The 26,697-nt window shown below is 72.4% G+C and carries 24 protein-coding genes and 3 tRNA genes; 17 read left to right on the top strand and 10 right to left on the bottom strand.

What is annotated here, in order from left to right; all coding sequences use genetic code 11:
* Positions 1 to 32: 32 nt before the first annotated feature.
* On the top strand, positions 33 to 1,919 hold the full coding sequence (locus ACFV4N_RS00135) for a glycosyltransferase (protein ID WP_499670269.1): 1,887 nt from the start codon (positions 33 to 35) through the stop codon (positions 1,917 to 1,919).
* Positions 1,920 to 2,281: 362 nt separating this feature from the next.
* Here the strand turns inward: ACFV4N_RS00135 and ACFV4N_RS00130 are convergent, their stop codons facing one another.
* The 4 genes from ACFV4N_RS00130 to wzm all read right to left on the bottom strand — a co-directional run bounded on the left by ACFV4N_RS00130 (position 2,282) and on the right by wzm (position 5,238).
* Positions 2,282 to 2,494: a hypothetical protein gene (locus tag ACFV4N_RS00130; RefSeq protein ID WP_499670268.1), complete on the bottom strand. Its 213-nt coding sequence runs from the start codon at positions 2,492 to 2,494 to the stop codon at positions 2,282 to 2,284.
* An 81-nt stretch (positions 2,495 to 2,575) separates the two neighbouring features.
* Positions 2,576 to 3,481: a galactofuranosyltransferase GlfT1 gene (glfT1, locus tag ACFV4N_RS00125; RefSeq protein ID WP_499670267.1), complete on the bottom strand. Its 906-nt coding sequence runs from the start codon at positions 3,479 to 3,481 to the stop codon at positions 2,576 to 2,578.
* Complete coding sequence (wzt, locus tag ACFV4N_RS00120; protein ID WP_499670266.1) at positions 3,482 to 4,297, bottom strand: galactan export ABC transporter ATP-binding subunit Wzt/RfbE; 816 nt, start codon at positions 4,295 to 4,297, stop codon at positions 3,482 to 3,484. It lies immediately after the preceding gene.
* A gap of 17 nt (positions 4,298 to 4,314) precedes the next feature.
* Positions 4,315 to 5,238 (bottom strand): galactan export ABC transporter permease subunit Wzm/RfbD, encoded by a 924-nt coding sequence (gene wzm, locus ACFV4N_RS00115; RefSeq protein ID WP_499670265.1) that lies wholly within the window; start codon positions 5,236 to 5,238, stop codon positions 4,315 to 4,317.
* A gap of 107 nt (positions 5,239 to 5,345) precedes the next feature.
* On the opposite strand from wzm, the gene ACFV4N_RS00110 reads away from it, so the two are divergent.
* Complete coding sequence (locus tag ACFV4N_RS00110) at positions 5,346 to 6,629, top strand: polysaccharide pyruvyl transferase family protein (RefSeq protein WP_499670264.1); 1,284 nt, start codon at positions 5,346 to 5,348, stop codon at positions 6,627 to 6,629.
* A 287-nt stretch (positions 6,630 to 6,916) separates the two neighbouring features.
* Here the strand turns inward: ACFV4N_RS00110 and ACFV4N_RS00105 are convergent, their stop codons facing one another.
* Positions 6,917 to 7,459 carry a bacterial proteasome activator family protein gene (locus tag ACFV4N_RS00105; RefSeq protein WP_499670263.1) on the bottom strand — a complete coding sequence of 181 codons (543 nt, stop codon included), beginning with the start codon at positions 7,457 to 7,459 and terminating at the stop codon, positions 6,917 to 6,919.
* A 113-nt stretch (positions 7,460 to 7,572) separates the two neighbouring features.
* Here ACFV4N_RS00105 and ACFV4N_RS00100 point away from each other — a divergent pair, with 113 nt between their 5' ends.
* Both ACFV4N_RS00100 and ACFV4N_RS00095 read left to right on the top strand, forming a co-directional pair.
* Positions 7,573 to 8,772, top strand: coding sequence for a cysteine desulfurase-like protein (locus ACFV4N_RS00100; RefSeq protein ID WP_499670262.1), 1,200 nt, complete (start codon positions 7,573 to 7,575; stop codon positions 8,770 to 8,772).
* A gap of 13 nt (positions 8,773 to 8,785) precedes the next feature.
* Positions 8,786 to 9,427 carry a class I SAM-dependent methyltransferase gene (locus tag ACFV4N_RS00095; RefSeq protein WP_499670261.1) on the top strand — a complete coding sequence of 214 codons (642 nt, stop codon included), beginning with the start codon at positions 8,786 to 8,788 and terminating at the stop codon, positions 9,425 to 9,427.
* A 21-nt stretch (positions 9,428 to 9,448) separates the two neighbouring features.
* On the opposite strand, the gene ACFV4N_RS00090 is transcribed toward ACFV4N_RS00095, so the two are convergent.
* A complete protein-coding gene (locus tag ACFV4N_RS00090; RefSeq protein ID WP_499670260.1) occupies positions 9,449 to 10,417 on the bottom strand; it encodes an NAD(P)H-quinone oxidoreductase in 969 nt (322 codons plus the stop codon).
* A gap of 56 nt (positions 10,418 to 10,473) precedes the next feature.
* Here ACFV4N_RS00090 and ACFV4N_RS00085 point away from each other — a divergent pair, with 56 nt between their 5' ends.
* The 3 genes from ACFV4N_RS00085 (at position 10,474) to ACFV4N_RS00075 (ending at position 13,797) form a co-directional block, all read left to right on the top strand.
* Positions 10,474 to 11,106 carry a GNAT family N-acetyltransferase gene (locus ACFV4N_RS00085; RefSeq protein ID WP_499670259.1) on the top strand — a complete coding sequence of 211 codons (633 nt, stop codon included), beginning with the start codon at positions 10,474 to 10,476 and terminating at the stop codon, positions 11,104 to 11,106.
* 76 nt (positions 11,107 to 11,182) lie between these two features.
* The gene (locus ACFV4N_RS00080; protein ID WP_499670258.1) at positions 11,183 to 12,712 is read left to right on the top strand and encodes a M28 family metallopeptidase; all 1,530 of its coding nucleotides are present in this window, start codon (positions 11,183 to 11,185) and stop codon (positions 12,710 to 12,712) included.
* A gap of 74 nt (positions 12,713 to 12,786) precedes the next feature.
* Positions 12,787 to 13,797, top strand: coding sequence for a hypothetical protein (locus tag ACFV4N_RS00075; RefSeq protein ID WP_499670257.1), 1,011 nt, complete (start codon positions 12,787 to 12,789; stop codon positions 13,795 to 13,797).
* Positions 13,798 to 13,941: 144 nt separating this feature from the next.
* On the opposite strand, the gene ACFV4N_RS00070 is transcribed toward ACFV4N_RS00075, so the two are convergent.
* The 3 genes from ACFV4N_RS00070 to ACFV4N_RS00060 form a co-directional block, all read right to left on the bottom strand.
* Positions 13,942 to 14,196: a hypothetical protein gene (locus ACFV4N_RS00070; RefSeq protein WP_499670256.1), complete on the bottom strand. Its 255-nt coding sequence runs from the start codon at positions 14,194 to 14,196 to the stop codon at positions 13,942 to 13,944.
* Between the two features lie 113 nt (positions 14,197 to 14,309).
* Positions 14,310 to 14,394 (bottom strand) — tRNA-Ser (locus ACFV4N_RS00065).
* A gap of 18 nt (positions 14,395 to 14,412) precedes the next feature.
* Positions 14,413 to 14,883, bottom strand: coding sequence for a MarR family winged helix-turn-helix transcriptional regulator (locus ACFV4N_RS00060; protein WP_499670255.1), 471 nt, complete (start codon positions 14,881 to 14,883; stop codon positions 14,413 to 14,415).
* A gap of 134 nt (positions 14,884 to 15,017) precedes the next feature.
* On the opposite strand from ACFV4N_RS00060, the gene ACFV4N_RS00055 reads away from it, so the two are divergent.
* The 3 genes from ACFV4N_RS00055 to ACFV4N_RS00045 all read left to right on the top strand — a co-directional run bounded on the left by ACFV4N_RS00055 (position 15,018) and on the right by ACFV4N_RS00045 (position 19,041).
* Positions 15,018 to 16,739 carry a bifunctional metallophosphatase/5'-nucleotidase gene (locus tag ACFV4N_RS00055; RefSeq protein WP_499670254.1) on the top strand — a complete coding sequence of 574 codons (1,722 nt, stop codon included), beginning with the start codon at positions 15,018 to 15,020 and terminating at the stop codon, positions 16,737 to 16,739.
* A 521-nt stretch (positions 16,740 to 17,260) separates the two neighbouring features.
* On the top strand, positions 17,261 to 18,163 hold the full coding sequence (gene ypfJ, locus ACFV4N_RS00050) for a KPN_02809 family neutral zinc metallopeptidase (protein WP_499670253.1): 903 nt from the start codon (positions 17,261 to 17,263) through the stop codon (positions 18,161 to 18,163).
* 128 nt (positions 18,164 to 18,291) lie between these two features.
* Complete coding sequence (locus tag ACFV4N_RS00045; RefSeq protein WP_499670252.1) at positions 18,292 to 19,041, top strand: sulfite exporter TauE/SafE family protein; 750 nt, start codon at positions 18,292 to 18,294, stop codon at positions 19,039 to 19,041.
* Here ACFV4N_RS00045 and hisC read toward each other — a convergent pair.
* Complete coding sequence (gene hisC, locus ACFV4N_RS00040; protein WP_499670251.1) at positions 19,031 to 20,098, bottom strand: histidinol-phosphate transaminase; 1,068 nt, start codon at positions 20,096 to 20,098, stop codon at positions 19,031 to 19,033. The genes ACFV4N_RS00045 and hisC overlap by 11 nt on opposite strands.
* 120 nt (positions 20,099 to 20,218) lie before the next feature.
* Here hisC and ACFV4N_RS00035 point away from each other — a divergent pair, with 120 nt between their 5' ends.
* The 7 genes from ACFV4N_RS00035 (at position 20,219) to ACFV4N_RS00005 (ending at position 26,535) form a co-directional block, all read left to right on the top strand.
* Positions 20,219 to 20,896 carry a dienelactone hydrolase family protein gene (locus ACFV4N_RS00035; RefSeq protein ID WP_499670250.1) on the top strand — a complete coding sequence of 226 codons (678 nt, stop codon included), beginning with the start codon at positions 20,219 to 20,221 and terminating at the stop codon, positions 20,894 to 20,896.
* Positions 20,897 to 21,055: 159 nt separating this feature from the next.
* Positions 21,056 to 22,036, top strand: a complete 981-nt coding sequence (locus ACFV4N_RS00030) for a hypothetical protein (RefSeq protein WP_499670249.1) — start codon at positions 21,056 to 21,058, stop codon at positions 22,034 to 22,036.
* Positions 22,036 to 23,403: a PPE domain-containing protein gene (locus tag ACFV4N_RS00025; protein ID WP_499670248.1), complete on the top strand. Its 1,368-nt coding sequence runs from the start codon at positions 22,036 to 22,038 to the stop codon at positions 23,401 to 23,403. The genes ACFV4N_RS00030 and ACFV4N_RS00025 overlap by 1 nt, the downstream gene beginning before the upstream one ends.
* Entirely contained in the window at positions 23,400 to 24,164 is a 765-nt protein-coding gene (locus ACFV4N_RS00020) for an ESX secretion-associated protein EspG (protein WP_499670247.1), read from the top strand. The genes ACFV4N_RS00025 and ACFV4N_RS00020 overlap by 4 nt, the downstream gene beginning before the upstream one ends.
* A gap of 59 nt (positions 24,165 to 24,223) precedes the next feature.
* Positions 24,224 to 26,209 carry an acetoacetate--CoA ligase gene (locus ACFV4N_RS00015; protein WP_499670246.1) on the top strand — a complete coding sequence of 662 codons (1,986 nt, stop codon included), beginning with the start codon at positions 24,224 to 24,226 and terminating at the stop codon, positions 26,207 to 26,209.
* A 125-nt stretch (positions 26,210 to 26,334) separates the two neighbouring features.
* Positions 26,335 to 26,423: transfer RNA gene (locus tag ACFV4N_RS00010), tRNA-Ser, on the top strand.
* A gap of 39 nt (positions 26,424 to 26,462) precedes the next feature.
* Positions 26,463 to 26,535 (top strand) — tRNA-Arg (locus tag ACFV4N_RS00005).
* The last annotated feature ends 162 nt before the right edge of the window (positions 26,536 to 26,697 follow it).

Genomic DNA, 26,697 nt, shown 5'->3' with positions numbered 1-26,697 from the left:
GCCCGTCGCGCGCGGTTCGCCGGAGGGAACCAGTGACCGAGCAGAGCCCCCTCGACCCCAGGCACGTGCTCCAGCGCGTGATCTTGCCCCGGGAAGAGGACCCGCTTGACGTCCGCCCGCTCTACCTGGACGAGCCCGACAACGTGCACGCGCACGTGTCCTCCCGGCGCTCGGTCACGGTCCCCTCGTCGGCCAAGGTGTCGTTCGCGTCGTACTTCAACGCGTTCCCGGCCAGCTACTGGAAGCGCTGGACGGTCGTGGAGGAGGTCGTGCTGCGGCTGCGGGTCCGCGGCGGCGGCCGCCTCGACGTCTACCGCTCCAAGCCCAACGGCGACATGGTCCACCTCGACGGCCGCCCCGTCCGCACCGGCGGGCAGTGGGAGGACGTCGAGTTCCGGATCAGCCTCAAGCCGTTCGAGGACGGCGGCTGGATCTGGTTCGACGTGTTCACCGACGACAGCACGCTGGAGATCGGCGAGGCCGCCTGGACGACCGACCAGGTGCTGCCGGAGCAGAAGGTCGCCATCGGCATGACGACCATGCGCCCGGTGGACGCCGTCATCGCCCTGCGCGCCCTCGGCGAGGACCCCCAGGTGCTCGCGGTCGTGCAGAAGGTGTTCGTCGCCGACCAGGGCGCGGTGAAGGTCCGCGACACCGAGGGCTACGCCGAGGCCGTCGCCCTCCTGGGTGACAAGCTGGAGGTCATCGAGCAGGACAACCTCGGTGGTTCCGGCGGCTTCACCCGCGGGCTGTACGAGGCGATCGAGCACACCGACGTCGACCAGATCATGCTCATGGACGACGACATCCGGCTGGAGCCGGACGCGGTGCTGCGCTCCAACGCGTTCGCCCGCGCCGCCGCCCAGCCGGTCATCGTGGGCAGCCACATGCTCAACCTCCAGGCCCGCGCCCGCCTGCACAGCATGGGCGAGGTCGTCGACCTGGCCAGCTGCTTCTGGCGCGCCGCGCCGGGCGCGGTCACCGACCACGACTTCGGCGAGGAGTCGCTCCGCGAGACCGCGAAGCTGCACCTGCGCATCAACGCCACCTACAACGGCTGGTGGATGTGCCTGTTCCCGCGCGAGGTCGTGCAGCGCACCGGCTACCCGCTGCCGCTGTTCATCAAGTGGGACGACGCGGAGTACTCGCTGCGCGCCCTGGAGAACGGCTACCCGACCATCTCGCTGCCCGGTTCCGCGGTGTGGCACATGCCGTGGACCGACAAGAACGACGCCACCGACTGGCAGGCGTACTTCCACACCCGCAACCGGCTCATCATGGCCGCGCTGCACAGCCCGTACGACATCCGCTCCACCCTGGTGAAGCAGGGCATGAAGCTGTCGCTGCGGCACCTGCTGTCCATGGAGTACTCGACGGTCGCGGTGCAGCAGAAGGCCATCGAGGACTTCCTGGACGGCCCCGCCAAGCTGTTCGACTCGCTGCGCACGGCCCTGCCGGACATCCAGCGGCTGCGCAAGACCTACAGCGACGCCCAGGTGCTCCCGTCGGCCCGCGAGTTCCCGCCGCCGACGTTCGACATGGTGCGGGCCGAGGCCATGCTCAAGCCGCCGGTGAACCCCGCGGTGATCGCGGCGAAGGCGTCGAAGGCCCTGCTGCACAACCTGCGCACCCCGGAGAAGCACACCGAGGAGCGCCCGCAGATCAACGTGCCCGCCACCAACGCCCGCTGGTTCCTGCTGGGCAACCTGGACAGCGCGACGGTGTCCAACGCGGACGGCAGCGGCGTGGCGTTCCGCAAGCGCGACCCGAAGGAGTTCCGCCAGCTGATGGCGCGGGTCGTGCGCAACTACCGGCGGCTGGGCCAGGAGTGGCCGCGGATGAAGCGGACCTACCGCGACGCGCTGCCCGAGCTGACCTCGGTGGAGTCGTGGCGCAAGGTGTTCGAGAACAACAAGTGACCAGGCGGTCCGGGCCGCGCCGGTGACGGCGCCACCGGGCCGGTGAACGCAGGAGCAGGGGTCCTCGCCCAGGGGACCCCTGCTTTTATTGTGCCGGCGGGGTACGACAGCGACGGCCGGTCGCGGTGCGGCTCTCACTCGTTCGGGTGCCCGGATCCCCGCGCGGTCGGACACCCGCCCGTGTCGCAGCCACGCTCCAGCAGGGCCGGATCCCCTCGCGGCCGGATACCCGGCGGCGGTCAGGTGAGCCCAGGACAGCGTCAGGTGAGCCCAGGACAGCGCGGTCGCCGGATCCCCTCGTGGCCGGACACCTGTCGCCGACGGGACCCCGGCGCCGGTCACCCGTCGCCGACCCCGGCGGGTCACTCGAAGTGCGCGGCCACCACGTGGCTGAAGTTGACCACGAACTCCCCGCCGTCCGCCGTCCGCACCGCCTGGGTGTGGCCGTTGCGCACGACCTGGATCAGGCGTGGCCCGAGGTCGTCGAAGGTCTCGTCGGTCACCCGGATCGAAATCGGGTTCGGGTTCGCGGCCAAGTGCAGCACCAGGGACTTCTTACGCGCTTCAGCAACCATGCGCACAGCCCACCAGCGCCCCGCCGACCAGGCAAGGAAGGTTCGCCAACGGCGATTCCGCCGCCGGCTGAACCCCGAACCTCACTTGCGGAAGAACCGCTCCCGCTGCCCCAGCCGCACCAGCCGCAGCCACTCCAGGAACGCCTTCGGGTCCCGGCGCACGCCGATGAAGTACAGCCCGAACCGGAACGCCTCCAGCAGCCCCAGCTTGCGCATGCCCGGCTGCGACAGCAGGTAACCGCGGTTGCGGTAGGTGTAGTACCGCTTGACCTCGTTCTCCGGGTCCTGCGCGTGGAACCGGCCGCCGAGCATCGGCTTGAACTCGTCCGACCCGTCCGGGTGCAGGTAGGCGACCCGCAGGGACGTGCCGAACCGGACGCCGCTGCGCACCAGCCTGCGGTGGATCTCCACCTCGTCGCCGCGGAAGAACAGCCGGTAGTCCGGCACGCCGATCACGTCGACCGTCGAGGCCTTGAACAGCGCGCCGTTGAACAGGGAGGCGATGCCCGGCAGGAAGTCGACGCCCAGCTCGGAGGTGCGCCGCTTCCAGGTGAGGCCCCGCCGCAGCGGGAACGCGAGCTTCTCGGGCCGGTCGATGTTCGCCACGACCGGCGAGACGGCGGCCAGGTCGCGCCGGGACGCCTCCTCCAGCAGCACCGCGAGCACGTTCTCGTCGGCGGGCCTGCCGTCGTCGTCCGCCAGCCACAGCCAGTCGGCGCCCAGGGACAGCGCGTGCAGCATGCCCAGGGCGAAGCCGCCCGCGCCGCCGAGGTTGCGGTGCGACGCCAGGTACGTCGTGGGGATGGGGCACTGCTCGACGAGGTCGTCGACCGGCTGGTCCGGCCCGTTGTCCACGACCACCAGGTGGTCCAGGGGCCGCGTCTGCGACGCCAGCACCTTCAGGGAGTCGGCCAGCAGCTCTCGCCGGTGCCGGGTCACCACGACCCCCACCACCGCGCCCTGGGGCAGTGCCCGTTCCACGCTCACCTACTCGCCACCGTTCCCGCTCAGGACCCTCGGCTGACCGATCCGCTCCAGCGTCTCCGGGCTCAGGTGCTCGAACGGGTCCCGGCCCTTGTAGGCGGTGACCACCTCGCGCAGCGAGCCCTGCGTCTTGACCTGCCCCTCCTCCATCCAGATCGCCGTGTTGCACAGCTCGACCAGGAAGTCGTCGGAGTGGGAGGCGAACACCAGGATGCCCGATCGCCTCACCAGGTCGTTCAGCCGGTCCCGCGCCTTCTCCAGGAACGCCGCGTCCACCGCGCCGATGCCCTCGTCGAGCAGCAGGATCTCCGGGTCGATGGACGTCACCACGCCCAGCGCCAGCCGGACCCGCATACCGGTCGAGTACGTGCGCAGCGGCATGGACAGGTAGTCGCCGAGCTCGGTGAACTCGGCGATGTCGTCGACCCGCTTCTCCATCTCCTTGCGGCCCATGCCGAGGAACAGACCGCGGATCATGATGTTCTCGTACCCGGAGATCTCCGGGTCCATGCCCACGCCCAGGTCGAACACCGGTGCGACCTTGCCCACGATCCGCGAGCTGCCCCGCGTGGGCTCGTAGATGCCCGCGAGCAGCCGCAGCAGGGTGGACTTGCCGGCGCCGTTGTGGCCGACCAGGCCGACGCGGTCACCGTGCCGGAGCGAGATGTTGATGTCGTGCAGCGCCTCGATGATCGGGACGCGGCCTTCCGCGCCGATCTTGCCGCCGACCTTGCCCAGGGCGAGCTTCTTCAGCGACCTCGACTTGGCGTCGAAGATCGGGAAGTCGACCGAGGCGTTCCAGACGTCGATGCTGACCATGATTTTCGAGGCCTCACTCAGACCCAGTAGGAGACGCGGGCACGGTAGTTGCGCATGGCGACCAACGCCAGTGTCCACCCGACGACGGTGAACCCGCCCACCACGACCCAGTGGTGCCAGTCCTGGGCGTGGCCCAGCATCGGCGCCCGGACGATCTCCACGAAGTGGTAGATGGGGTTCAGCTCGGCGATCAGCACCCGCCAGTTGCCGTCGCCGTCCTGCCCGGCGTTGGTGACCTTGTTGAGCACGCCCACGTGCCACACGATCGGCGTCATGAAGAAGACGAGGTTGATGAAGCTGTGGATGACCGGCGGGATGTCGCGGAACCGGGTGCTGATGATGCCGAACAGCAGCGCCACCCACACGGCGTTGACCGCGATCAGCACGAAACCGGGGATCGCCAGCAGGGCCGTCCACGACAGCCCCGGGTGCATGAAGGTGTCACCCTCCATCATGTAAGGGTGCGTGAGGTCCGGGAAGTAGATGGCCATCACGATGAGGTAGACGACGACGTTGTGCAGGAAGAACAGCACCTGGCGCCACACCATGCGCAGCACGTGCACGGTGACCGGCGCGGGCAGGTGCTTGATCAGCCCCTCGTTGGCGATGAACACCTCGGTGCCCTCGGTGACGACGCCCACGATGAAGTGCCAGATGACGAAGCCCGCGGTCACGTACGGGAGGAACGTGGGCAGGTCCTGGTCGAAGAGCTGGGAGTACAGCAGGCCGAGCGCGAGCGCCGTGGTACCCATCGAAATGGTGATCCACAGCGGACCGATCACCGAACGGCGGTAGCGCTGCTTGATGTCCTGCCAGCCCAGGTGCGCCCACAGCTCACGCTGGCGCCATGCGTCGCGCACGTCGCCGAACGCCCGCGCGAAGGTGCGCGAGTTGGGTGCAGGGGGAGCCTCTGGCCGGTCGACCGTACTCGTGGGTTGCACGGTGTGTGAGACTACCGGCGGTAGCGCGTATCCCGACATTGGGAGGCACCGCAGCCCGAGTGCGTGACCTTGTTGGGATCATCCCACCGCGTCTCTACCATCAGCGCGTGACTGAAACCCCGAGGATGTCCTCCTCCCCGTGGGCCGGAGCGACCATCTACCTCGTCGGAACTTCCGGGTTCCCGAACTACGGCGACGAGTTGATCACCGCGACGTGGTTGCGCTACCTGGCCACGGTGGCCCCCGAGGCGGACGTGTGGGTGGACTGCGCCAGCCCCGGGCCCGCGACCGTGCTGCTCGGCGACCTGCACCCGCGCGTGAAGTTCGTCGACACGCTGTGGCGGCTGTGCTGGGAGGCGCCCTCCGACGAGCCGTGGGAAGTCGCGTCGTGGGTTCAGCACGCGGTGGAGTTCCCCGGTCATGCCCCGCGATGGGTGCAGGCCATCGAGCTGCTGCACCGCGCGGACATCGTGCACATCATCGGCGGCGGTTACGTCAACGCCATCTGGCCGCGCCACGTCGGGCTCGTCGCGGGCGCGGCGGCGGCGGTGCGGCGCTCGGGCGGCCGGGCCGTGATGACCGGCCAGGGCCTGTACCCGGCGGCGCCGCAGGCGGCGTCGCTGCTGCGCAAGCTCTCCGAGCGGTTCGACGTCCTCGACGTCCGCGACGACGCGTCGGCGGAGCTGCTCGACGCCGCCGGGACCGAGAACGTCCGCAAGACCGTCGACGACGCCTTCATGGGGCTCGGCACGCACCTCCACAGCAAGGAGGAGGAGCTGCCCGAGTTCATGCTGTGCATCCAGTCCGACCTGATCGAGGTGCCGCGGCCCGCGCTGGCCTCGCTGGTCCTGGACACCCTGCGGTCCTGGGGCGCGACCGCGGACAACATCGGTTTCGTCGAGGGCATCCCGAGGGTGGACCGCGAGGTCTACGGCCTGCTCGAGCACGAGCTGCCCGGCGTGCGCTTCTTCCCGTTCTCCGACATCTGGCGCGACGGGCTGCCGGTCAGGTCCGGCCAGAAGTGGCTGTCGACCCGCTTCCACCTGCACATGGTCGCCGCGGCCGCCGGGGCGAGCGGCGTCGCGGTGAGCGTCCGCCCGGACTACTACGCGACCAAGCACCGGTCGCTGATCGACCTCGGCTCGTCCTGGTCGATGACGACCGACGTCACCGACGTGCCCGAGCCGCCCACCGCCGGCGGGTACGCGCCCGAGCTGCTGGCCAAGTACCGCGAGACCAAGCTCGAACTGGCCCGCCGGATCTACGTGCCGCCGGTGCGGCCGGAGCCGGAGCCGCCCGCCGAGGAGCCCCCGGCGCCCGCGGTCGAGGGCAACGGGAGCAGACCGCGCGGGCTGCGCGGGGTGGCGTCCCTGTGGGGCGCGCTCAGCTGAGCCGGCCGGCTCGTCACGCCGGCCGGGGCACGTCGTCGAGCCGCCTCGGCCGGGTCGCACCCTGAGCCGCCTCCCGGCCGGGCCATCCGGTCGAGCCCACCTCCGGGACCCGGGCGGTCGGACCGGCCGCCCGGGCCCCGGAGCCGTTCCGCCCGGCGAGGGCCCGCCACCGGCGGGGTCACCGGCGGGCAGGGGCCGGCCGGTGGCCCCTGCGGCCCCTGCGGCCTCGGTGACCTCAGCGGCCTCTGCGGCCTCTGCGGTTCGTCGGCCTCGGTGACCCGGTGGCCTCAGAGGTACTGGCCGGTGCCCCGCGGGTTGAGGCCGTCCCGGCCCTCGCCCGCTCCACCGGGCCCGGCGGGCAGCGCCCGGCCCCGCATCTGCTCCAGCTGCACCCGCGCCGCCATCTGCTGCGCGAACAGCGCCGTCTGGATGCCGTGGAACAGGCCCTCCAGCCACCCGACCAGCTGGGCCTGCGCGACCCGCAGCTCCGCGTCCGACGGGGTCCCCTCCTCCGTGAACGGCAGCGACAGCCGCTCCAGCTCGTCCCTCAGCTCCGGCGCCAGGCCGTCCTCCAGCTCGTCGATCGACCGCTTGTGGATCTCCTTGAGCCGGTTCCGGCTGGCCTCGTCCAGGGGCGCGGACCTGACCTCCTCCAACAACTGCTTGATCATCGTGCCGATCCGCATGACCTTCGCCGGCTGCTCGACCAGGTCGGTCACGTCCTGGCCGCCCGCGTCGTCACCGGCACCGGCCGGCACCCGCGCGGCGCCCACGGGCGTCCCGTCCGGGCCGACCACGACCACGTGCCGCTCGTTCTCCTGCTCGCTCATGCCGTCCATCCTGGCTCGATGGGGGCCCTCGGGGCGAACCGGGTCACAGATCGGGTGGCAAACCCGCAGCCCCTGCTGTCGGTGCGGCGGACCTCCTCCGTACGGTGTGCGGCATGGCGTTCGACGTCGCACGAGTCCGCGGCCTGTTCCCCGCGCTCGGCGACGGCTGGGTTCATCTGGACGCTCCTGCGGGGATGCAAGTACCCGAACAGGTGGCCACGGCCGTCTCCACCGCGCTGCGCGCACCCGTCTCCGGGCCGGGTGGCATCTTCCCTGCCTCGCAACGCGCCGAGGCCATCGTCGACGCGGCTCGGCGGGCCGTCGCGGACCTGGTGGGCGCCGATCCCGCCGGGGTCGTGCTCGGGCCCAGCTCCGCCGTGCTGCTGCAACGGCTGTCCGATGCGCTGTCCGACACCTGGTTCCTCGGGGACGAGGTCGTCGTGTCGCGCCTGGACCACCCGGCCAACATCGCGCCGTGGCAGCGGGCCGCGCAGCGCACCGGCAGCGTGGTGCGGTGGGCCGAGGTCGACATCGAGACGTGCGAGCTGCCCGCATGGCAGTACGACGAGCTCATCACGCCCAAGTGCAAGCTGGTCGCCGTCACCGCCGCGTCCGGCTCCGTCGGCACCCGCCCCGACCTGCGCAAGATCGCCGAGGCGGCCCGCCGCACGGACGCGCTGGTGGTCGTGGACGCCTCCTCCGCCGCGCCGTTCGTGCCGCTGGACATCACGTCGATGGACGCGGACGTGGTGGCGGTCTCGGCGAACAACTGGGGCGGCCCGCCCGTGGGCGCGCTGGTGTTCCGCGACCCGTCCATGCTCGACCTGCTGCCGTCGGTGGCCGTCGAGCCGGGCGCGCGCGGCCCGGAGCGCCTGGAGCTGGGCCCCCACGCCTACCCGCTGCTGGCCGGCCTGGTCGCCTCGGTGGAGTACCTGGCCGGCCTGGACGACGCGGCGGTGGGCCCCCGGCGGGAGAGGCTCCTCACGTCGCTCGGGTCGGTGAAGGCATACCAAGCCGGTCTTCTGGCTAATCTCATCAACGAACTGCGATCGCTCCGTCACGTCATGGTGATCGGCGACGCCATGCGGCGGGTGCCCGCCCTGGCGTTCACGGTGGCCGGCGTGAAGGCCACCGACGGCGTCGAGCACCTGTCCGAGCGCGGCGTGTGCGCGTTCGCCGACTCGGGGCAGCACGGGGTGTTCTCGGTGCTGGGGGTGGGTGAGGTCGGCGGAGCCATCCGCGTCGGGCTCGCCCACTACACGAACGCGGTCGAAGTGGACGAGCTCGTGCGGGCGGTCGCCGAGCTGGGGTGAGAGGCGGGGCTGGGTGGACGACCTGCTGTCTCGGGAGCTCGCCGACCTGGCCGCGCTGCACCGGCTCGCGCCGCTGATGTCGGAGTACCTGCCGACCACGGCGCACGAGCTGCGACCCGCCGCGCTGGCCGCCGTGGTCGACGAGGTGCTGCTCGGCTCGCGCACGGTGGTGGTGGAGTGCGGCTGCGGCGCGTCCTCGGTGGTCCTGGCGAGGCTGCTGGCCCGCCGCGGCTTCGGGCACCTGCTGTCCGTCGAGCACGACGAGCGCACCGCCGCGTTCGTGGCGAGCCAGCTGCGGCGCGAAGGCCTCGGCCACGTGGCCCGGGTGGTCCACGCGCCGCTCTCGCCCCACCCGGCGGCCCTGGGCAACGCGCAGTGGTACCACCCGCGGCTCGTGCACGACGAGGTGTCGGCGTTCGTCGAGCGGTACGGCCTGGTGGACCTGCTCCTCGTGGACGGCCCCCTGCTGGGCGACGCGCGCTACCCGGCGCTGCCGGTCTTCCGGGGCGTGCTGGCGCCCGGCGCGGCGGTCCTGGTGGACGACGCGGAACGGCCCGGCGAGCAGACCGTGCTGGTGCGGTGGGCCGACGAGTTCGCCCTGCGCTTCCGCACCACCCCGCGCACGTTCCTGGCCACCGCGACGGCGCTCGACTGACCCGCGGGGCAGCCCCCGCCCTCAGACCGCCAGCACCACCTTCCCGAACACGTCGCCGCCCTCCAGCGCCCGGTGCGCGTCCGCGGCCCGCCCGATCGGCAGCACCCGGTCCACGACCGGCTCCACCCGCCCGTCCGCGATCATCGGCCACAGGTGCTCCCGCACCTCCGCGACGATCCGCCCCTTCCCGTTCGGCCCGTCCACCGGCCGGAAGCGCAGCCCGGTCCCGCTCACCGTCCCCCGCTTCGCCAGCAGCTTCCCGATGTTCAGCTCGGCCTTCACCCCGCCCTGCATCCCGATGACCACCAGCCGCCCGTCGGGGGCGAGCACGTCCACGTTCCGGTCGAGGTAGGCCGCGCCCATGTTGTCCAGCACCACGTCCGCCCGCCCGACCTCGGCGACGAAGTCCTGCTCGCGGTAGTTCACCAGGACGTCCGCGCCCAGCTCGGCGCACCGCGCCAGCCGCTCCGGCGACCCCGCGGTCACCGCGACCCGCGCGCCCAGGGCCTTCGCCACCTGGATCGCGTGCGTGCCGATGCCGCCCGCGCCGCCGTGCACCAGGAACGTCTCGCCGGCCGACAGCCGCGCCAGCATCACCACGTTCGACCACACCGTGCACGCGACCTCCGGCAGCGACGCCGCCGTCACCAGGTCCACGCCGCCGGGCAGGGGCAGGAGCTGCGCGGCGGGCACCGCGACCAGCTCCGCGTACCCGCCGCCGGCCAGCAGCGCGCACACCTCGTCGCCCACCCGCCAGCCGGTGACCCCGGGCCCCAGCGCGGCGACCGTGCCCGAGCACTCCAGGCCGATCACGTCCGTGGTGCCCTCCGGCGGCGGGTAGTGGCCCTGGCGCTGGAGCAGGTCGGCCCGGTTCACGGCCGTCGCCGCCACCTCGACCAGCACCTCGCCGGGCCCCGGTACGGGGTCCGGCACCTCCGCCCACGTCAGCGCGTCCGGCCCGCCGGGTTCCCGAGTGGTGATCGCTCGCATGGACCCGACGGTAATCCGCTGGCCCGCCCGCCGCCCGGTCGCCACCATCGACCGGCATGAACCACTGGCCGTTCCACGACCTGGTGCTCCGCACGCCGCGCCTGGAGCTGCGCCCCGACGACGACGAGGGGCTGCTCGAACTGGCCGACCTGGCGCTCGGCGGCGTGCACCGGCCCGACTGGACCCCGTTCGGCGTGGCCTGGACCGACGCGCCGCCGGAGCTGGTCCCGCGCAACACCCTCCAGTTCCACTGGGGCGTGCGCGCGGCCCTGTCCCCGGCGAGCTGGACGCTGAACTTCCTGGTCAGGGCTGATGGGAAGGTCATCGGCTCGCAGGGGCTCGGCGCCGACGACTTCGCGGTGCTGCGCGAGGTCAAGACCGGGTCGTGGCTCGGGCTGGCGCACCAGGGCAAGGGCTTCGGCACCGAGATGCGGGCGGCCGTGCTGGCGTTCGCGTTCGACCACCTCGGGGCGCTCACGGCGCGGTCGAGCGCGTTCGACGACAACCTGCCGTCGCTGGGCGTGAGCCGCAAGCTCGGCTACCGCCCGGACGGCGGTTTCGTGCAGGTCCGGCGCGGTGAGCGGGCCTCGCAGACGCGGCTGCTGGTGACCCCGGGGACGTTCCGCCGGCCCGGCTGGGAGCTGTCGGTGAGCGGCGTCACCCCGTGCTTGCCGCTGCTCACGGGCTGAGAACCCGCCGACCGACGGATTGATTTCGCCCCCGCCGCTTGTGAGGGTTCGGCATCCGAGTGAAGGGGACTCGTTCATGTCAGCAAGAACCGGGATCCGGCGCGCGGCGGTCCTCGCCGCGTCAGCGTCCCTAGTCCTGACCGCCGTGCCGGCCGGCAACGCCGCGCCGGCGAAGCTCGACGGGCCGCAGTTGGCCAAGAAGCTCACCAAGAGCGTCACCCTGGACGGCGTCAACCGCCACCTGATCGCCTTCCAGCGCATCGCCGACCGCACGGGCGGCTCGCGCGCGGCGGGCACGCCGGGCTACGACGCCAGCGTCGAGTACGTCGTGGGCAAGCTGCGCGGCGCCGGGTTCGACGTCACGACGCCGGAGTTCACCTACCCGGTCCAGATCACCGACGCGGCCGTCGCGAAGGTCGGCTCCACGACCTACGAGAACATCCCGCTGGAGTTCTCGCCGCAGACGCCGGTCGGCGGCGTCACCGGCCCGCTCCGCGTGATCCCCACGAGCGACGCCACGCCCGGCTGCGAGGCCACCGACTTCGCGGGCCAGGACTTCACCGGCGCGATCGCCCTCGTCCCGCGCGGCGCCTGCACGTTCGACATCAAGCACCGCAACGCCGCCGCGGCGGGCGCGGTCGCCGTGGTCGTCTCCAACAACGCCGAGGGCACCCTCGCCGGCGTCACGCTCGGCGCGCCGGGCGTCGTGCCGACCGGCGGCGTGACCCGCGCCGACGGCGCCGCGCTGGCCGCGCGGGCGGGCGAGCCCGTCACGGTGGACCTGCGCTACCACGAGGAGGAGCGCGTCTCGCGCAACGTCATCGCGCAGACCCGGACCGGCCGCAAGGACAACGTGGTCGTGGCGGGCGCCCACCTGGACAGCGTCGAGGTCGGCGCGGGCATCAACGACAACGGCACCGGCTCGGCCGGCCTGCTGGAGACCGCCCTCCAGCTCGGCGGCTCGCCGAAGGTGAACAACGCGGTGCGGTTCGCCTGGTGGGGCGCCGAGGAGCTGGGCGTGATCGGCTCGGCGAAGTACGTGCGGTCGCTGACGTTCGAGCAGCAGCTCGACATCGCCCTGTACCTGAACTTCGACATGATCGGCTCGCCGAACGCGGCGTACTTCGTCTACGACGGCGACGACTCCGACGGCGTCGGCGCGGGCGCGGGCCCCTACGGCTCGGCGCAGATCGAGCAGGCGTTCGTCGAGTACCTGGAGGTCGAGAAGGGCGTCCCGACCGAGGGCACGGACTTCAGCGGCCGCTCGGACTACGGCGAGTTCATCGCCAACGGCATCCCGGCCGGCGGCCTGTTCACCGGCGCCGAGGGCGTCAAGACGGAGGCCCAGGCGGCCAAGTGGGGCGGCACGGCGGGCATCGCCTACGACCCGAACTACCACGGGCCGGGCGACAACCTGGGCAACGTCGACCGCAAGGCGCTGGACCGCAACTCCGACGCGCTCGCGTGGGTGACGGCGTCGTACGCGATCAGCACCGAGGCCGTCAACGGCGTCCCGCCGCGGTCGAAGCGTGCGGAGGCCCGCGCGGCGGCGGCGCGTTCGCTGCACGTCGAGGAGCACCACCACTCGCACGCCGACGTGGCGTGACGACCTGAGCGGACGGGGCCGGCCCTCTCGAAAAGGGACCGGCCCCGTTCCGCTTCCGTGCGTAGCTTGGCACCATGCGACGCCTGTTCCCGCTGCTGCCGGTCCTGCTCGTGGTGGCGTGCTCGGCGGGGCCGACCTCATCGGCCGAACCGCCGCCCCCGTCGTCGCCTTCGTCACCTTCGTCGTCCTCGCGGTCCCCGGTGGTCGCGCCCACGGCGCCGGACGACGCCGTCGAGGTGCCGCCGGACCCGCTGGCCGACCTCCGGGACCGCGACGTGTGCGCCGTCCTCGACCCGGTCAGGCACGACCCGGACAGCGAGTTGAACGGCTGCCAGACGTACTTCGGCCCGTACATGAGCCACCCCCGGGGGAGCTACTACCCCTGGATCGGGGTCGTGGCGGGCGTGCGGGTTCCGGAGTCGCGCGAGGGTCAGGAGGTCGTGGACCTGGGCGACGGCCTCGTGGTCCACGTGGGCGAGTGCGGGGAGACCCAGGTCTTCGACGTCCAGCTCACCGACGAGCACGTCCTCGAGTTCACCCTGAAAGGGGCCGGGCCGGAAGGGTTGAAGGCGCCGCAGGCCTGGATGGAGGAGCACATCTGCCCGAACACCCCCGACCTGGTCCGACAGCTGGAGCCGACCCTGCGCGAGCTGCCGCTCCACCCCGAGGGCGCGTTGGCCGACCCCTGCGCGGCGGCGCCCGGGTTCACCGACCTGATCGGCGGCGGCGAGGCCACCCGGACGAAGCGGTACTCCGACCCGCCGCGCGACGTGATCGACGAGTGCGACGTCGTCGGCCCAGGGGGCGGCGTGTGGGTCGAGTTCCGCGCGCCCAGCCCACCTTCCCCCTCCACCAACCCGCGCGTTCGGACCGAGACCCTGGCCGATCGCCAGGCGGAGGTCGTCCCGGCGAAGAAGGACGGGGAGAAGACGTGCCACGTGACCTGGCACCAGCGCAACCGCGCCGAGGGCGACCCGACGGGGAGCGCCCGCGTGGTCTTCCGGCTGCCGGAGGGCAATGACGGGGATCCGTGCCCGAACGCCGAGAAGGCGGCGGTGGCGGTGATCGAGGAGCTGGACCGGTGACCGCCGCCCCGCCCCCCCGCGTGGTCCGGGACCCGCGCCGCGCCTGCTCCCGCTGCTGCCGGTCCTGCTCCTGGCGGCGTGCACCGCGAGGGGGCGCTGCCGCCGGTCCTCGCGAACCGCGACCCCTCGACCCGGCACGCCCCGCTACCCCCGCGTGTCGCGGGGCCGCCCACCCCCGGCGGCCCGCTGTTCGGCGGTCAAGGCGCGCTCCACCCAGTCGAGGAACGCGGGGAGCTTCCTGTCGTCGCCGAAGCAGTCCCGCTCGGTGCCCACGATCTCGTGCTCGAGGTGCGGCCACTCCAGCCGCAGGGCGTTGTAGTGCGCCTGCCCCACCCGCTCGGCGGGGTGGTGGCGCACGTAGTCGTCGAGCAGGTCGAGGTACCGGCTGACCAGGTCCACGACACCCCCTCGCGCCGAACGCCGGAGCAGGTCATCCCGCGCCTCGGCCGGAGCATTGCCCCACGGAGGGGCGCGACCACCCCGCGAGGGACGGTCACACCCCCTCCGACCTGCGGAAGCGGAGGGATTTGAACCCCCGGACGGTTGCCCGTCTCCCGCTTTCAAGGCGGGTGCATTCGGCCGCTCTGCCACGCTTCCCGATGTGCCGGCAGCAGGCTACCCGTCGACCCCCCGCAGGTGCGCGATGACCCGGTCGAAGACCTTCGCCAGCACCTCCTGCTCCTCCCTCGACAGCAGGTCGATCATGTGCTCCCGCACCCCCTCCACGTGCGTGGGCGCGGAGCCCTCCAGCACCGCCACGCCCTTGTCGGTCAGCTCGGCGAACACGCCGCGACCGTCCTCGGGGCACTCGCGCCGCCGCAGGAGGCCTTCCTTCTCCATCCTGGCCACCTGGTGCGACACCCTGCTCTTGGACGACGCCACCTCGTCCGCCAGCTGCGACATCCGCATCCGCCGCCCCCGGCGTTCGGACAGCCGCACCAGCACCTCGTAGTCGGCCAGCGACACGCCGTGCCGCTCCTGCAGCTCCCGGTGCAGGCGGTCCTCCAACATCGACGCCCCGACCACGTAGTTGCGCCAGGCGCGCATCTCCCCGGCGTCCAGCCAGCGCGGCTCCTGCTCAGTCACGTCCACAGGCTATGCCCGCACATCTCCGTTAACGGACGATCCACGTACATGTCTGGTGCGCGTCAGCTCGGCGAGGCAAACTCCTCCGCCGTAGCGCGCCCTCCTACCGGGGCGCGGCCAGGGAGGACCCCCACATGACCTCGTTGAACCGGCGCGTCGCCGCGCTCGTGGCGACGGCCGCGGCGGCGCTCGCGGTGACCGTCGCGCAGATCCCGGCACAGGCCGACAACAAGCCGTCACGCACGGTGGACGTGCGGTTGATCGGCATCAACGACCTGCACGGCAACATCGAGCCGCCGACCGGGTCGTCCGGTCGGGTGACGCTGTCCGACGGCACCCAGGTGGAGGCGGGCGGCGCCGCGTACAACGCCACCCACATCAAGCGGCTCCAGGCCCAGGTGCGCAACTCCGTGATCGTCGGCCAGGGCGACCTCATCGGCGCCTCGCCGATCATCTCCGCGCTGTTCCACGACGAGCCGACCATCGAGGTCCTCAACCGGGTCGGCATGGACACCACCGCCGCCGGCAACCACGAGTTCGACGAGGGCTACCGGGAGCTGCTGCGCGTGCAGCGCGGCGGCTGCCACCCGACCGACGGCTGCCAGTTCCGGGAGCGCTTCGAGGGCGCCGACTTCCCGATCCTCGGCGCGAACGTGACGCTGGCGGGCAAGCGGGACCTGCCCGCGCTGCCGCCCTTCTGGGTGGAGTTCCGCGACGGCGTGCCGATCGGCTTCATCGGGATGCCGCTGAAGGACGTGCCGATCCTGGTCGACCCGAACGGCATCAAGGAGCTGAAGTTCGGCGACGAGGTCGCCGCCGCCAACCGCTACGCCGACCTGCTGAACTGGATGGGCGTCAAGTCGATCGTCCTGCTCATCCACCAGGGCGACAACACCTCGGGCGGCGGCCCCGACGACTGCCGCACGGTCGAGGGCGGCCCCGGCCGCAAGATCGCCGAGCAGGTCAGCCCGAAGATCGACGCGGTCTTCTCCGGCCACAGCCACCAGCACTACAACTGCACGGTCACCGACCCGGCCGGCAACCCGCGCCCGTTCATCGAGGGCCTGGCGTTCGGCCGCGAGCTGTCCGTGGTCGACCTGAAGATCGACAAGCGGACCCGCGAGGTCGTCCGCTCCGCCACGGTCGCCCGCAACCACGTGGTCACCAAGGACGTCACGCCGGACCCGGAGGTCCAGGCGATCATCGACCTGGCCAAGGCGAAGTCCGGCCCGATCGCCAACCGCCAGGTCGGCACCATCGCCCAGGACGTCCTCCGGGCGCAGAACGCGGCGGGCGAGTCCCCGCTCGGCAACCTGATCGCGGACTCCCAGCTCGCCGCCACGCAGGGCAACGGCGCGGTGCTCGCGCTGATGAACCCCGGCGGCGTGCGCGCCGACCTGTCCCACGCCTCCTCGCCGGCCGGCGAGGGCGACGGCGTGGTCACCTACGGCGAGGCGTTCACCGTGCAGCCGTTCGGCAACATCCTCCAGACGGTCACGCTGACCGGCGCCCAGATCAAGGCGGCGCTGGAGCAGCAGTGGCAGGTCGTCAACGGCGCGCAGCGGCAGATCGTGCTCCAGCCGTCCCGGGGCCTGACCTACTCCTGGTCGGCGTCCGCGCCGATCGGCTCGAAGGTCTCGAACCTCGCCCTGAACGGCACGCCGATCGACCCCGCCGCGAACTACCGGGTCACGATCAACAGCTTCCTCCAGGGCGGCGGTGACGGCTTCAGCACCTTCACCGGCGGCACGGACATCACCGGCGGCGGCATCGACCTCGACGCCTTCACCGCGTACCTGACCGCGAACCCGAACGTCGCCCCGCCGGCGCTCGGCCGCATCACCACCACGCCGTGACACCCGCGGTGAGCGGCCCGACCTCCGGGCCGCTCACCGTTCGCAACCACCACGAATCGCATTTCACCAGTTCAGGGCTTTGCCGACGGGTTGCGGGCGGCACCGATCAGGCGCATCCTCGAAGCAGGACCTGCCGGCGGTGGAAAGCCCGAGCGAACCACCGGGGCACGCCCGGAAGGGACAGGTGGTGCGGTGCGGACAAGACCACGCGGTGACGAACCACGTTCGACCGCGACCCCGCGACCGGCACGGCCTCAGACCGTCCCGACCGTGAGCGCGAGCGGTGAGCACGGGGTTTCGAGCGCGCAGCACCCCTGGTGACCTCGACGCGCTTGACGCTGTTGACCCGGTTGCCTCAGGGCGTCGTCTTCGAGCCGACGCCGACCGAGGTCCACGCCGACCCCGTGGGGAACGGTTTCGCCACCTCCACAACTGGAAAACCCGGGTGCGGTGCCCCGACGTCGGGCTCCGCACCCGGGCTTCGACGTGCCGAGCCCGATCGGCCTTGCTGGGAGGACGCGGTGCAGTTCAACGAGAACGCCGAACTCGACACGTCGCAGGTCACGGACCAGCGCGGGGTCGGGGGCCGGGTCGCCCTCGGCGGCGGCGGGCTGGGCATCGTCGGCCTGATCATCTACTTCGTCCTGTCCCAGATCGGCGGCACCGGGCAGCTTCCCTCCGGCTCGGGCTTCGGCGACGTGGGCCGGGACCAGCAGGTCGGCTCCCAGGCCATCGCGGAGAAGTGCCGGACCGGCGCGGACGCCAACCGCGAGACCGACTGCCGGGCGGTCGCGTTCATCAACTCCATCCAGGCGTTCTGGAGCGACCAGTTCGCCCGGTCGGGCCGCACCTACGAGCGCGCCCAGACCAACTTCTTCTCCGGCGGCGTGCAGACCCGCTGCGGCAACGCCAGCTCCGCGGTGGGGCCGTTCTACTGCCCCGCGGACGGGCAGGTCTACATCGACCTGTCCTTCTACCAGGAGCTGGAGCAGAAGTTCGGCGCGGCCGGCGGCCCGTTCGTCGAGGCGTACATCCTCGCCCACGAGTACGGCCACCACGTGCAGAACCTGCTCGGCACCTCGGACCGGGTGGGCCAGGAGTCCGGTCCCACGTCCGGCTCCGTGCGGCTGGAGCTGCAGGCCGACTGCTACGCGGGCGCCTGGGCCAACCACGCGCAGAACGTGCCCACCGGGTCCGGCAAGCCGCTGATCACGGGCGTGACGCAGGACGACGTGAACGCGGCGCTCGACGCGGCGGCCCGCATCGGCGACGACTACATCCAGAGCGAGCTGGGCGGCGGCCGGGTCGACACGACCCAGTTCACCCACGGCTCGTCGGCGCAGCGCCAGAAGTGGTACACCACCGGCTACCAGACCGGCGACCCGGCGCGCTGCAACACCTTCGACACCAACGACCTCGGCTGACCGCCGGGTCCACCCCCTCGCGAGGCACGCGCCGGCGGCACCCGGTGTAGGAAGTGCCACACCACGCTTCACCCGACGCGGTGTTAACGTCCGCTGATCGGACCAACCGCACGACAGGGGGAGCAGCCGTGACGACGCTGGAGGCGGTCCTCGTCGTCCTGGCCGGTGTCTTCGCCGGCGGCATCAACACGGTGGTCGGCTCCGGCACCCTGGTGACGTTCCCGGTGCTGCTCGCGGTCGGCTACCCGCCCGTGGTCGCGAACGTCTCCAACAGCCTCGGCCTGGTGCCCGGCTCGCTCAGCGGCGCGTGGGGTTACCGGCGCGAGCTGTCCGGGCAGGCGGGTCGGGTCAAGCGGCTGCTGCCCGCCTCGGTGCTCGGCGGCGTGCTCGGCGCGATCCTGCTGGTGGTGCTGCCGGAGGACGCGTTCTCCGCGATCGTCCCGGTGCTGATCGCGATCGCGCTGGTGCTGGTGGTGTTCCAGCCGTGGCTCAACCGCAAGCTGGCCGAGCGCGAGCGCCACGAGCACGGCGGCCTCGCGCTGTGGGTCGGCGTCTTCCTCGCGGGCGTGTACGGGGGCTACTTCGGCGCGGCCCAGGGCGTGCTGGTGATGGGCCTGATGGGCGTGCTGATGGACGAGCACATCCAGCGGATGAACGCCCTGAAGAACGTGCTGACCGCGTTCGTGAACCTGGTCGCGGGCGTGCTGTTCATCTTCATCGCGGACGTGGCGTGGCTCGCCGTGCTGCTGCTCGCCGTCGGCTCGGTGATCGGCGGCCAGATCGGCGCCAAGGTCGGCCGCCGACTCCCACCGGTCGCGCTGCGCGCGGTCATCGTGGTGGTGGGAGTCGTGGCCATCGTCCAGCTGCTCACCCGGTGAAGGACCGGGCCGCCGCCAGGAACGCCTCGTTCTCCTCGACCTCGCCGATCGTCACGCGCGCGCCGTCGCCGGCGAACGCCCGCACGACCACCTTGTGCGCCAGGCAGTGCTCGTTGAACGCCGCGGTCCGCTCACCCAGCGGCAGCCACACGAAGTTCGCCTGCGACTCCGGCACCTCGAACCCGGCGGCCAGCAGCTCCGACCGCACCCGCGCCCGCTCGGCCACGATCCCGCGGCAGCGCGCCATCAGCTCGTCCTCGGCGTCCAGCGAGGCCAGCGCCGCGACCTGCGCCAGCGCGTTCACGCTGAACGGCACGTAGACCTTGCGCAGCGTCTCGGCCACCTCGGGCGAGGCCACGGCGTAGCCGACGCGCAGCCCGGCCAGCCCGTATGCCTTGGAGAAGGTGCGCAGCACGGCCACGTTGTCCCGCCCGGCCGCCCACTGGGCCTTGGCGAACTCCACGCCGTCCGGCACGTCGGGGTCGTCGACGAACTCCTTGTAGGCCTCGTCGACCACGACCAGCACGTCGGAGGGCACGCGGTCGACGAACCGCTCCAGCTCGGCGGTCGTGAGCGCGGTGCCGGTGGGGTTGTTCGGGTTGCACACGAACACCAGCCGCGTCCGGTCGGTGATCGCGCCCGCCATCGCGTCGAGGTCGAGGCCGTGGCCCGCGGTCAGCGGCACCTTGGCCTGTCGCGCCCCGACCACCGCGGTGATGATCGGGTACGCCTCGAACGAGCGCCACGGGAACACCACCTCGTCGGCCTCGGTGCAGGTCGCCTGCACGAGCTGCTGGCACAGCGTCACCGAGCCGCAGCCGACGGCGACCTGGCCGGCGGGCACACCCAGCTTGTCACCCAGGCGCGCCACGAGGTCGGTGGCGGCGGTGTCGGGGTAGCGGTTCACGGCGGTGGCCGCGTCCGCGATCGCCCGCACCACGCTGGGCAGCGGTCCGGCCGACACCTCGTTGCTGGCCAGCTTGACGGCGCCGGGCACGGTCCTGCCGGGCACGTAGCTGGGCAGGGCACCGAGGTCGGCACGGGTTCGCACGGTCATCCAAGGGCTCCCTTCGGGATTCTGACCTGGACGTTATCCCGTGGTTGAGCCGAACGGGCACACCTGTCGTCTGGTTGCTCACGTTGACTGCCGTTCACCCCCTCGTGGAAGGGTTGGCGCATGACACCTACCCGCACCGAGACGATCTCCCTCACCGACGGCCGTGAGCTGACGCTGACCGTCGCCGAGCCGGAGAACGCCGTCCGCGGCGGCCTGGTCGTGCTCCACGAGGCGCGCGGCGTGACCGACACCGTCCGCGGTCTGGTGGGCGGGCTCGCCGCCGAGGGGTGGCTCGCGGTGGCGCCGCACCTGTACGACGAGGTGTCCGGCGAGGAGGCGCCCGCGGTGGTGAGCGGCCTGTCGGGCGAGGACGTGCTGGCCGACACGGACGTGGCGTTCGTCTGGTTGGAGCAGCGCGGCGTCGGGCGGGACCGCGTTGGTGTCATGGGCTTCGACCTCGGCGGGACGGTCGCGATGGTGGTTGCGGGAAGCCGAACCATCGGCGCGGCGGTCACCGTGGGTGGCGGCGGGATCGTGGAACCGCTGGCCGAGGGGCTGCCGTCGCTGGTGGCGGTCGCGGAGGAGCTGACCTGCCCGTGGCTGGGGCTCTACGGCGACGACGACCCCGACATCCCGGTCGGCGACGTGGAGAAGCTGCGCGACGCGGCGGCCGCCGCGCCGGTGGCCACCGACGTGGTCGGGTTCGCGCGCACCCCGAACCGCCCCGGCGCCGACCCGGACGTCGACCCGGAGGCCTGGCAGCGGGCCCTGAACTGGTTCGACTCGCACCTGCGCTAAGCCTCTTGTCGGCGGCTTGGAACCGAACGGGCTTCCCGGTACATCTAAGGGGAGCGTCCGGAACGCCTGATTCGGTCGCGGCCGGCTAACGCGCGGAGCGGCTGCTGCGAATCGCAGTGCAGGGGGTAAGTGATGAGCGACGGGAACACGGTTCCTCTGATGGCGGGAGCACCGACGGTGCAGGTACCGGCTGGTTTCACGCCGTCCGCGGCGGGGCAGCCCGCCGCCGTGCCGCCACCTGTCGCACCACCACCCGCCTCGACGCCCGACCCGACCGGTGCGACGACGGTGACCCTGTCCGCGCCGTTCGCGCCCGCACCGGGTTCGACCGCGCCCGCGACGAGCACCCCGGCCGAGCCCGTGCCCGCGGTGACCGAGCCCGCGGCCGGCACCCCGGCGGCGCCCGAGCCCACGGTGGTCATGCCCGCGGCCGGGCCGACCACCGCGCCGGCCACGACGCCGACCGCCGCCGAACCGACCACCCCCGGACCCGCGCCGGCCGAACCGGCGACCTCTGGCCCGGCGGCCCCCGCGCCGGCGACTTCAGGCCCGGTGACCTCGGGTCCGGCGGCCCCCGAACCGGCCACTTCTGGCCCGGCGGCCCCCGAACCGGCCACTTCTGGCCCGGCGGCCCCCGGCCCGGCGACCTCGGGCCCGGCGACCTCCGAGCCGGTGACCTCCGCACCCGGGGCCTCCGCCCCCGCGACGGCGGACCCGGCCGCCCCCGTGCCCGCGGACAGCTTCGCCGAGGCGGCGAAGACCGACCTGGACAAGGCCAACACCGCGCTGGACGCGGTGGACAAGCAGGCCGTTCAGCTGGACCTCGACCGGCAGGGCATCGAGGACCTGCTCAAGCTGGTCTCGCAGGCGCGCGGCCTCGTCGACAGCGTGCACGCCAAGGCGGCCAGCGACCTCGACATCGAGCTGAAGTTCGGCAACAACTGGGTCAGCGAGGCGATCAGCCGCAGGCTGCGCGAGGTCGCGGTCGGCGACGAGTCGTCGGCGGTCAACGTGATCGGCGACTTCATGCAGGTCCTGTTCGAGGTCGAGGAGACGATCCGCAGGGCCGCGCGCAACCTCCAGGAAGCCGACGACGACGCGGCCGACACCTTCGGTTCCGCTGGGGAGGCCAAGGGCTGATGGGCGACAACAACCACGGGGGCCGCCACAACGGCGGTCACGGTGGCCACCACGGCGGTGGCCACAACGGCGGTCACGGTGGCCACCACGGCGGCGGTCACCACAACGGCGGGCAGGGCGGCCAAGGCAACGGCGGCCACGACAAGCCCAGCGACCTCGGCCAGCCGGTCGACTGGATGACCTACTCCCACCAGCAGCTGTGGGACATGATCAACACCGGCGTCGACCTCAGGGCCGCCGGCACCGCCCAGGCCGACTGGACCGCCGTGGGCCAGGCGCTCGGCGAGGTTCGGGACCTGCTGGCCACCGCGATCAACCGCTCCGCCCAGGCGTGGGAGGGCGGCACGGCCGACCGCGCCCGCGAGGCCCTGGAGTCGGTGGAGAAGTGGGCGCTCAACACGAGCGAGCACGCCGAGAACGTGGCCAAGTGCATCGCCACCGAGATCGAGCACGTGCAGACGGCGCGCGAGATGATGCCGCCGCCCGCGCCCGCGCCGCCGGTGGTCAACCCGGTCGGCGAGGCGGCGGCCGGGCCCGCGCCGATCGCCGCCACGCCCAGGTCCCCGCTGGTCTCCGGCGGCGGCCTGGCCTACGACGTGCCGGCCCGGCCGGACGCGGTCCAGCCGGTGCACGGCGCCACGACCGGCCACTCGGGCACGACCGCGCCGCGCCCCAACGCCTTCGCCGACGTCGACAGCATCGCCGCGCCCACGATCGGCGCCGTGGTGGTCGCCGACGCGACGCACCGCCAGGCCGCCGAGGTCATGGCGATGTTCCAGCAGAACTCCTACGCGGTCGACCGGACCGTGCCCTCGTTCAGCCCGCCGACCAACCCGGTCGCGCCGCCCACGCCGCCCGCGGTGACGACGATCCCGCCGACGACGGCGCCGACGACGGGCGCGGACGGCAACCCGGTCGTGGTGAACAACACCCCCGCGTCCCAGCAGCAGCAACAACAGCAGGCCAACCAGCGGCCCGCCGGCGCGCCCGCGCAGCAGCAGTTCGGCCGCGGCGGCTTCGCGGGCGGCCGGGGCGGCTACGGCGGTCGCGGCGGCGTGCCCACGCCCGTGGTCGCGGGTGGTGGCGGTGGCGGCGGTGGCACGGCCCTGGGCAGCCCCGGTGTGGTCAGCGGCGCGCTCGGCGACCGCGGCGGCCCCGCCAACCCGGGCAGCGTGACCAGCCAGTTCCAGGCGCCGAAGTCGGTGACGCCGCAGGCGGGCATGATCGGCGCCGCGCCGATCGCCGCGCCGCCGCCCGTCGCGGGCGCGAACGACGACCGCGACCGCAACCGCCCCGGCTACCTCGAAGACGACGACAACGTGTTCGCCGCAGACCGCAAGGCCGCACCACCGGTGATCGGACTGTGACCGAGCGCGTCTTCCGGCTCAGCGAACTGGAGTTCTTCCTGCTCTGGTGGTCCGTCCACGGCGACGCCCACCCGGTGCCGCTCGGCGCCAGGCACTTCGGGCACACGCGGGCGGAGCGCGAGCGGCTCGTCGAGAGGGCGTCCCGCGACCTGGCGGCGCGGGGCCTGGGCACCGTGCGGCGGCCGGACGGCGACCTGTACGGGCTGCTGCGCGGCCTGGCCGAGTTCGAGGTGGGCCTGGAGGTCTTCTTCACCCTGCGCGGCGCCCGGGCGCGCGGCCTGGCCACCGCCGCGTGGCACGGCGCGTTCGCGGGGCGGCTCGGCGACCAGGTGCAGGTCACCGGCTTCCGGCCGACCGCGCTCGCCGCGACCACGGTCAACACCCTGCCGCCCGCCCCGCCCGGCGGCGGCCGGTCGGTGAACGTGCGGTGGGACGACTACCTGGCCGCGGGCCGCGCGGGCGAGGTCGACGGCTCGGAGGGCTTCCTGGACGTGCTGCGCGGCGTCGGCCTGCGCGAGCCGGAGGCGAACACCCTGATGCGCGCCGTGACCACGCGCAGCGGCGGCGGCCAGGTCGGCGTGATCGCCCGCAACCGGGCCGGCTACCTGCACCCGACCGGCGCGGCGGTGTCGTGGCTGGACACCGCCGAGGGCCGCTACCTGGTGCGCCGCGACGACGGCTGGCTCGTGGTGGCGCCCACCGACGCCCCCCGGCTGATCTCCGCGGTCGAGCGACTGGTGGCGGTCGCCGGCCGGAACTGATCCGGTGTGTGGGTGCGACCTGTGGTTCCGCGGCGGTTCTTCGGCTAGGAACTGCAGGTATGACCGAGATGCGTGCCGGCACCGCCGCCGGCGAGGCGGAAGTCCTGTGGCGCCCGGACCCCGACCGGGTCGCGGCGAGCAGGATGACCGCGTTCCGCTCCGCCGTGGCCGAGCGCCACGGCCTCGACCTGCCCGACTACGAGTCGCTGCGGCAGTGGTCCACCTCCGACCCGGAGGGGTTCTGGGGCGCCGTCGCCGAGTTCTTCGGGGTGCTGTTCCACCGCGGGTACGACCGCGTGCTGCCGGACGCGTCGATGCCCGGCGCGACCTGGTTCCCCGGCGCGACCCTGAACTACGCCGAACACGCCCTGCGCGGCCCTGAGGACGCCCTGGCGGTCGTCTTCCACCGCGAGGACGGCCTGACCGCCGAGCTGACCCACGGCGAGCTGAGGCGGCGCGTGGCGGCCGCGCGGGCCGGGTTCGCGTCGCTCGGGGTCGGCGTCGGCGACCGCGTGGTGGCGCTCGTGCCCAACTCGCCGGAGGCGCTGATCGCGTTCCTGGCGGCGGCGTCGCTGGGCGCGACCTGGTCGTCGTGCTCGCCGGACTTCGGCGTCCGGGCGGTGTCCGACCGGTTCGCCCAGATCGAGCCCAAGGTCCTCGTCGCGGTCGACGGCTACCGGTACAACGGGCGGGCGTTCGACGTGCGGCCGACCGTGGAGCGGCTGAGGTCGGAGATCCCGTCCCTGCGCGCCACGGTGGTGGTCGACTACGTGGGCGGCACCCCGCTGCCCGGCGCGGTGACCTGGGACTCGCTGCTGGCGGACCACGACGGGGCCGAGCTCGCCTTCGACCCGGTGCCGTTCGACCACCCGCTGTGGGTGCTGTACTCGTCGGGCACGACGGGGCTGCCCAAGGGCATCGTCCAGGGGCACGGCGGCATCGTGCTGGAGCACCTGAAGATGCTGGCCCTGCACAGCGACCTGGGCCCGGAGGACCGGTTCTTCTGGTTCACCACCACCGGCTGGATGATGTGGAACTACCTCGTCTCCGGCCTGCTGGTCGGCTCGACGGTCGTGCTGTTCGACGGCAGCCCCGCGCACCCCGACCTGGACGTGCTGTGGAGGTTGGCCGAGGAGCACCGGGTGACGTACTTCGGCACGTCCGCCCCCTACATCCAGTCGTGCCTCAAGGAGGGCCTGAACCCGGCGGCGGCGCACGACCTGTCGTCCCTGAGGGCCGTGGGCTCCACCGGCGCGCCGCTCACGCCCGAGGGCTTCCGGTGGATCGCGGACGCGGTCGGCCGGGACGTCCAGATCGCCTCGGTCTCCGGCGGGACCGACCTGTGCACGGCGTTCGTGGCGGCGGCCCCCGACGTGCCGGTCTGGCTGGGCGAGCTGTCCTGCCGGGCGCTGGGGGCGGCCGTCGAGGCCTACTCCGAGGCGGGGGAGCCGGTCGTCGACGAGGTCGGCGAGCTGGTGATCACCAAGCCCATGCCGTCCATGCCGGTGTTCTTCTGGGGCGACGAGGACGGCGCCAAGCTCCACGACGCCTACTTCTCGACCTTCGAGGGCGTCTGGCGGCACGGCGACTGGATCCGCATCACGGACCGGGGCTCGGCGGTCATCTACGGCCGCAGCGACTCCACCCTCAACCGGGGAGGGGTCCGCATGGGCACCAGCGAGTTCTACCGAGTGGTGGAGAGCACACCGGGAGTCCTCGACTCGCTCGTGATCGACACGTCCGGGGCCGGCCGCACCGACGGCGAACTCCTCTGCTTCCTGGTGCTCGACGGGGAGACGAACTTCACAGATCTCGAACCGTCCCTGCGCGCCGAGCTGAGGACCAACCTGTCGCCCCGCCACGTCCCCAACAGGTTCATCGTGGTCGAAGAGATCCCCAGGACCCTGAACGGCAAGAAGTGCGAGGTCCCGGTCAAGAAGATCCTGGCGGGCACCCCGCCCGAGCGGGCGGTGAGCCTGGACGCCCTGCGCAACCCGGAGTCCCTCCGACCTTTCCTGGACCTCGCCGCCCCGTCCGGCAGCTGAACCCCAGGTGAACGCCCCCTCCTGCCGTGGACCCGCTCTGACCTGCGGAGACGCGGTAAGGAGGGGGGCGTTTTGCTAACCGGTCGGGGGCATGTGTAATCTATGCGTCGTAGCCGAGGGCTCCGGGAGGCTTCGCCTAGTCTGGTCTATGGCGCCGCACTGCTAATGCGGTTTGGGTTCACCCCCATCCCGGGTTCAAATCCCGGAGCCTCCGCAACACCTGGCTTCGGCCGGGTGACAACTGAAGAACGATGCGCTCGTAGCTCAACGGATAGAGCATCTGACTACGGATCAGAAGGTTGCAGGTTCGAATCCTGCCGAGTGCACAGCAGGCGAGAGGCCCCCAGGAGAGATCCTGGGGGCCTCTCGCGTTGCCCGTACAGCAGCGAAGTACAGCAACCGTGTCAGCCGGTACCGCCCATCGCGTCGGACAGCTTGCCGTTCGCATAGATAAACTCTTCGTCGGCCGCTTGAGAATTTAAGTAATT

The sequence above is a fragment of the Actinosynnema sp. NPDC059797 genome, assembly GCF_042732085.1.
In the GTDB taxonomy this organism is placed as follows: domain Bacteria; phylum Actinomycetota; class Actinomycetes; order Mycobacteriales; family Pseudonocardiaceae; genus Actinosynnema.
This window is presented reverse-complemented; position numbering and strand designations above follow the sequence as displayed.

What these genes read in the sequence shown, in the direction of transcription:
- ACFV4N_RS00130 (WP_499670268.1), bottom strand. Translation starts at nt 2,494, where the DNA reads ATGGTTGCTGAAGCGCGTAAGAAGTCCCTGGTGCTGCACTTGGCCGCG.
- wzt (WP_499670266.1), bottom strand. Translation starts at nt 4,297, where the DNA reads ATGGTCAGCATCGACGTCTGGAACGCCTCGGTCGACTTCCCGATCTTC.
- ACFV4N_RS00105 (WP_499670263.1), bottom strand. Translation starts at nt 7,459, where the DNA reads ATGAGCGAGCAGGAGAACGAGCGGCACGTGGTCGTGGTCGGCCCGGAC.
- ACFV4N_RS00100 (WP_499670262.1), top strand. Translation starts at nt 7,573, where the DNA reads ATGGCGTTCGACGTCGCACGAGTCCGCGGCCTGTTCCCCGCGCTCGGC.
- ACFV4N_RS00090 (WP_499670260.1), bottom strand. Translation starts at nt 10,417, where the DNA reads ATGCGAGCGATCACCACTCGGGAACCCGGCGGGCCGGACGCGCTGACG.
- ACFV4N_RS00085 (WP_499670259.1), top strand. Translation starts at nt 10,474, where the DNA reads ATGAACCACTGGCCGTTCCACGACCTGGTGCTCCGCACGCCGCGCCTG.
- ACFV4N_RS00080 (WP_499670258.1), top strand. Translation starts at nt 11,183, where the DNA reads ATGTCAGCAAGAACCGGGATCCGGCGCGCGGCGGTCCTCGCCGCGTCA.
- ACFV4N_RS00075 (WP_499670257.1), top strand. Translation starts at nt 12,787, where the DNA reads ATGCGACGCCTGTTCCCGCTGCTGCCGGTCCTGCTCGTGGTGGCGTGC.
- ACFV4N_RS00055 (WP_499670254.1), top strand. Translation starts at nt 15,018, where the DNA reads ATGACCTCGTTGAACCGGCGCGTCGCCGCGCTCGTGGCGACGGCCGCG.
- hisC (WP_499670251.1), bottom strand. Translation starts at nt 20,098, where the DNA reads ATGACCGTGCGAACCCGTGCCGACCTCGGTGCCCTGCCCAGCTACGTG.
- ACFV4N_RS00035 (WP_499670250.1), top strand. Translation starts at nt 20,219, where the DNA reads ATGACACCTACCCGCACCGAGACGATCTCCCTCACCGACGGCCGTGAG.
- ACFV4N_RS00030 (WP_499670249.1), top strand. Translation starts at nt 21,056, where the DNA reads ATGGCGGGAGCACCGACGGTGCAGGTACCGGCTGGTTTCACGCCGTCC.
- ACFV4N_RS00025 (WP_499670248.1), top strand. Translation starts at nt 22,036, where the DNA reads ATGGGCGACAACAACCACGGGGGCCGCCACAACGGCGGTCACGGTGGC.
- ACFV4N_RS00015 (WP_499670246.1), top strand. Translation starts at nt 24,224, where the DNA reads ATGACCGAGATGCGTGCCGGCACCGCCGCCGGCGAGGCGGAAGTCCTG.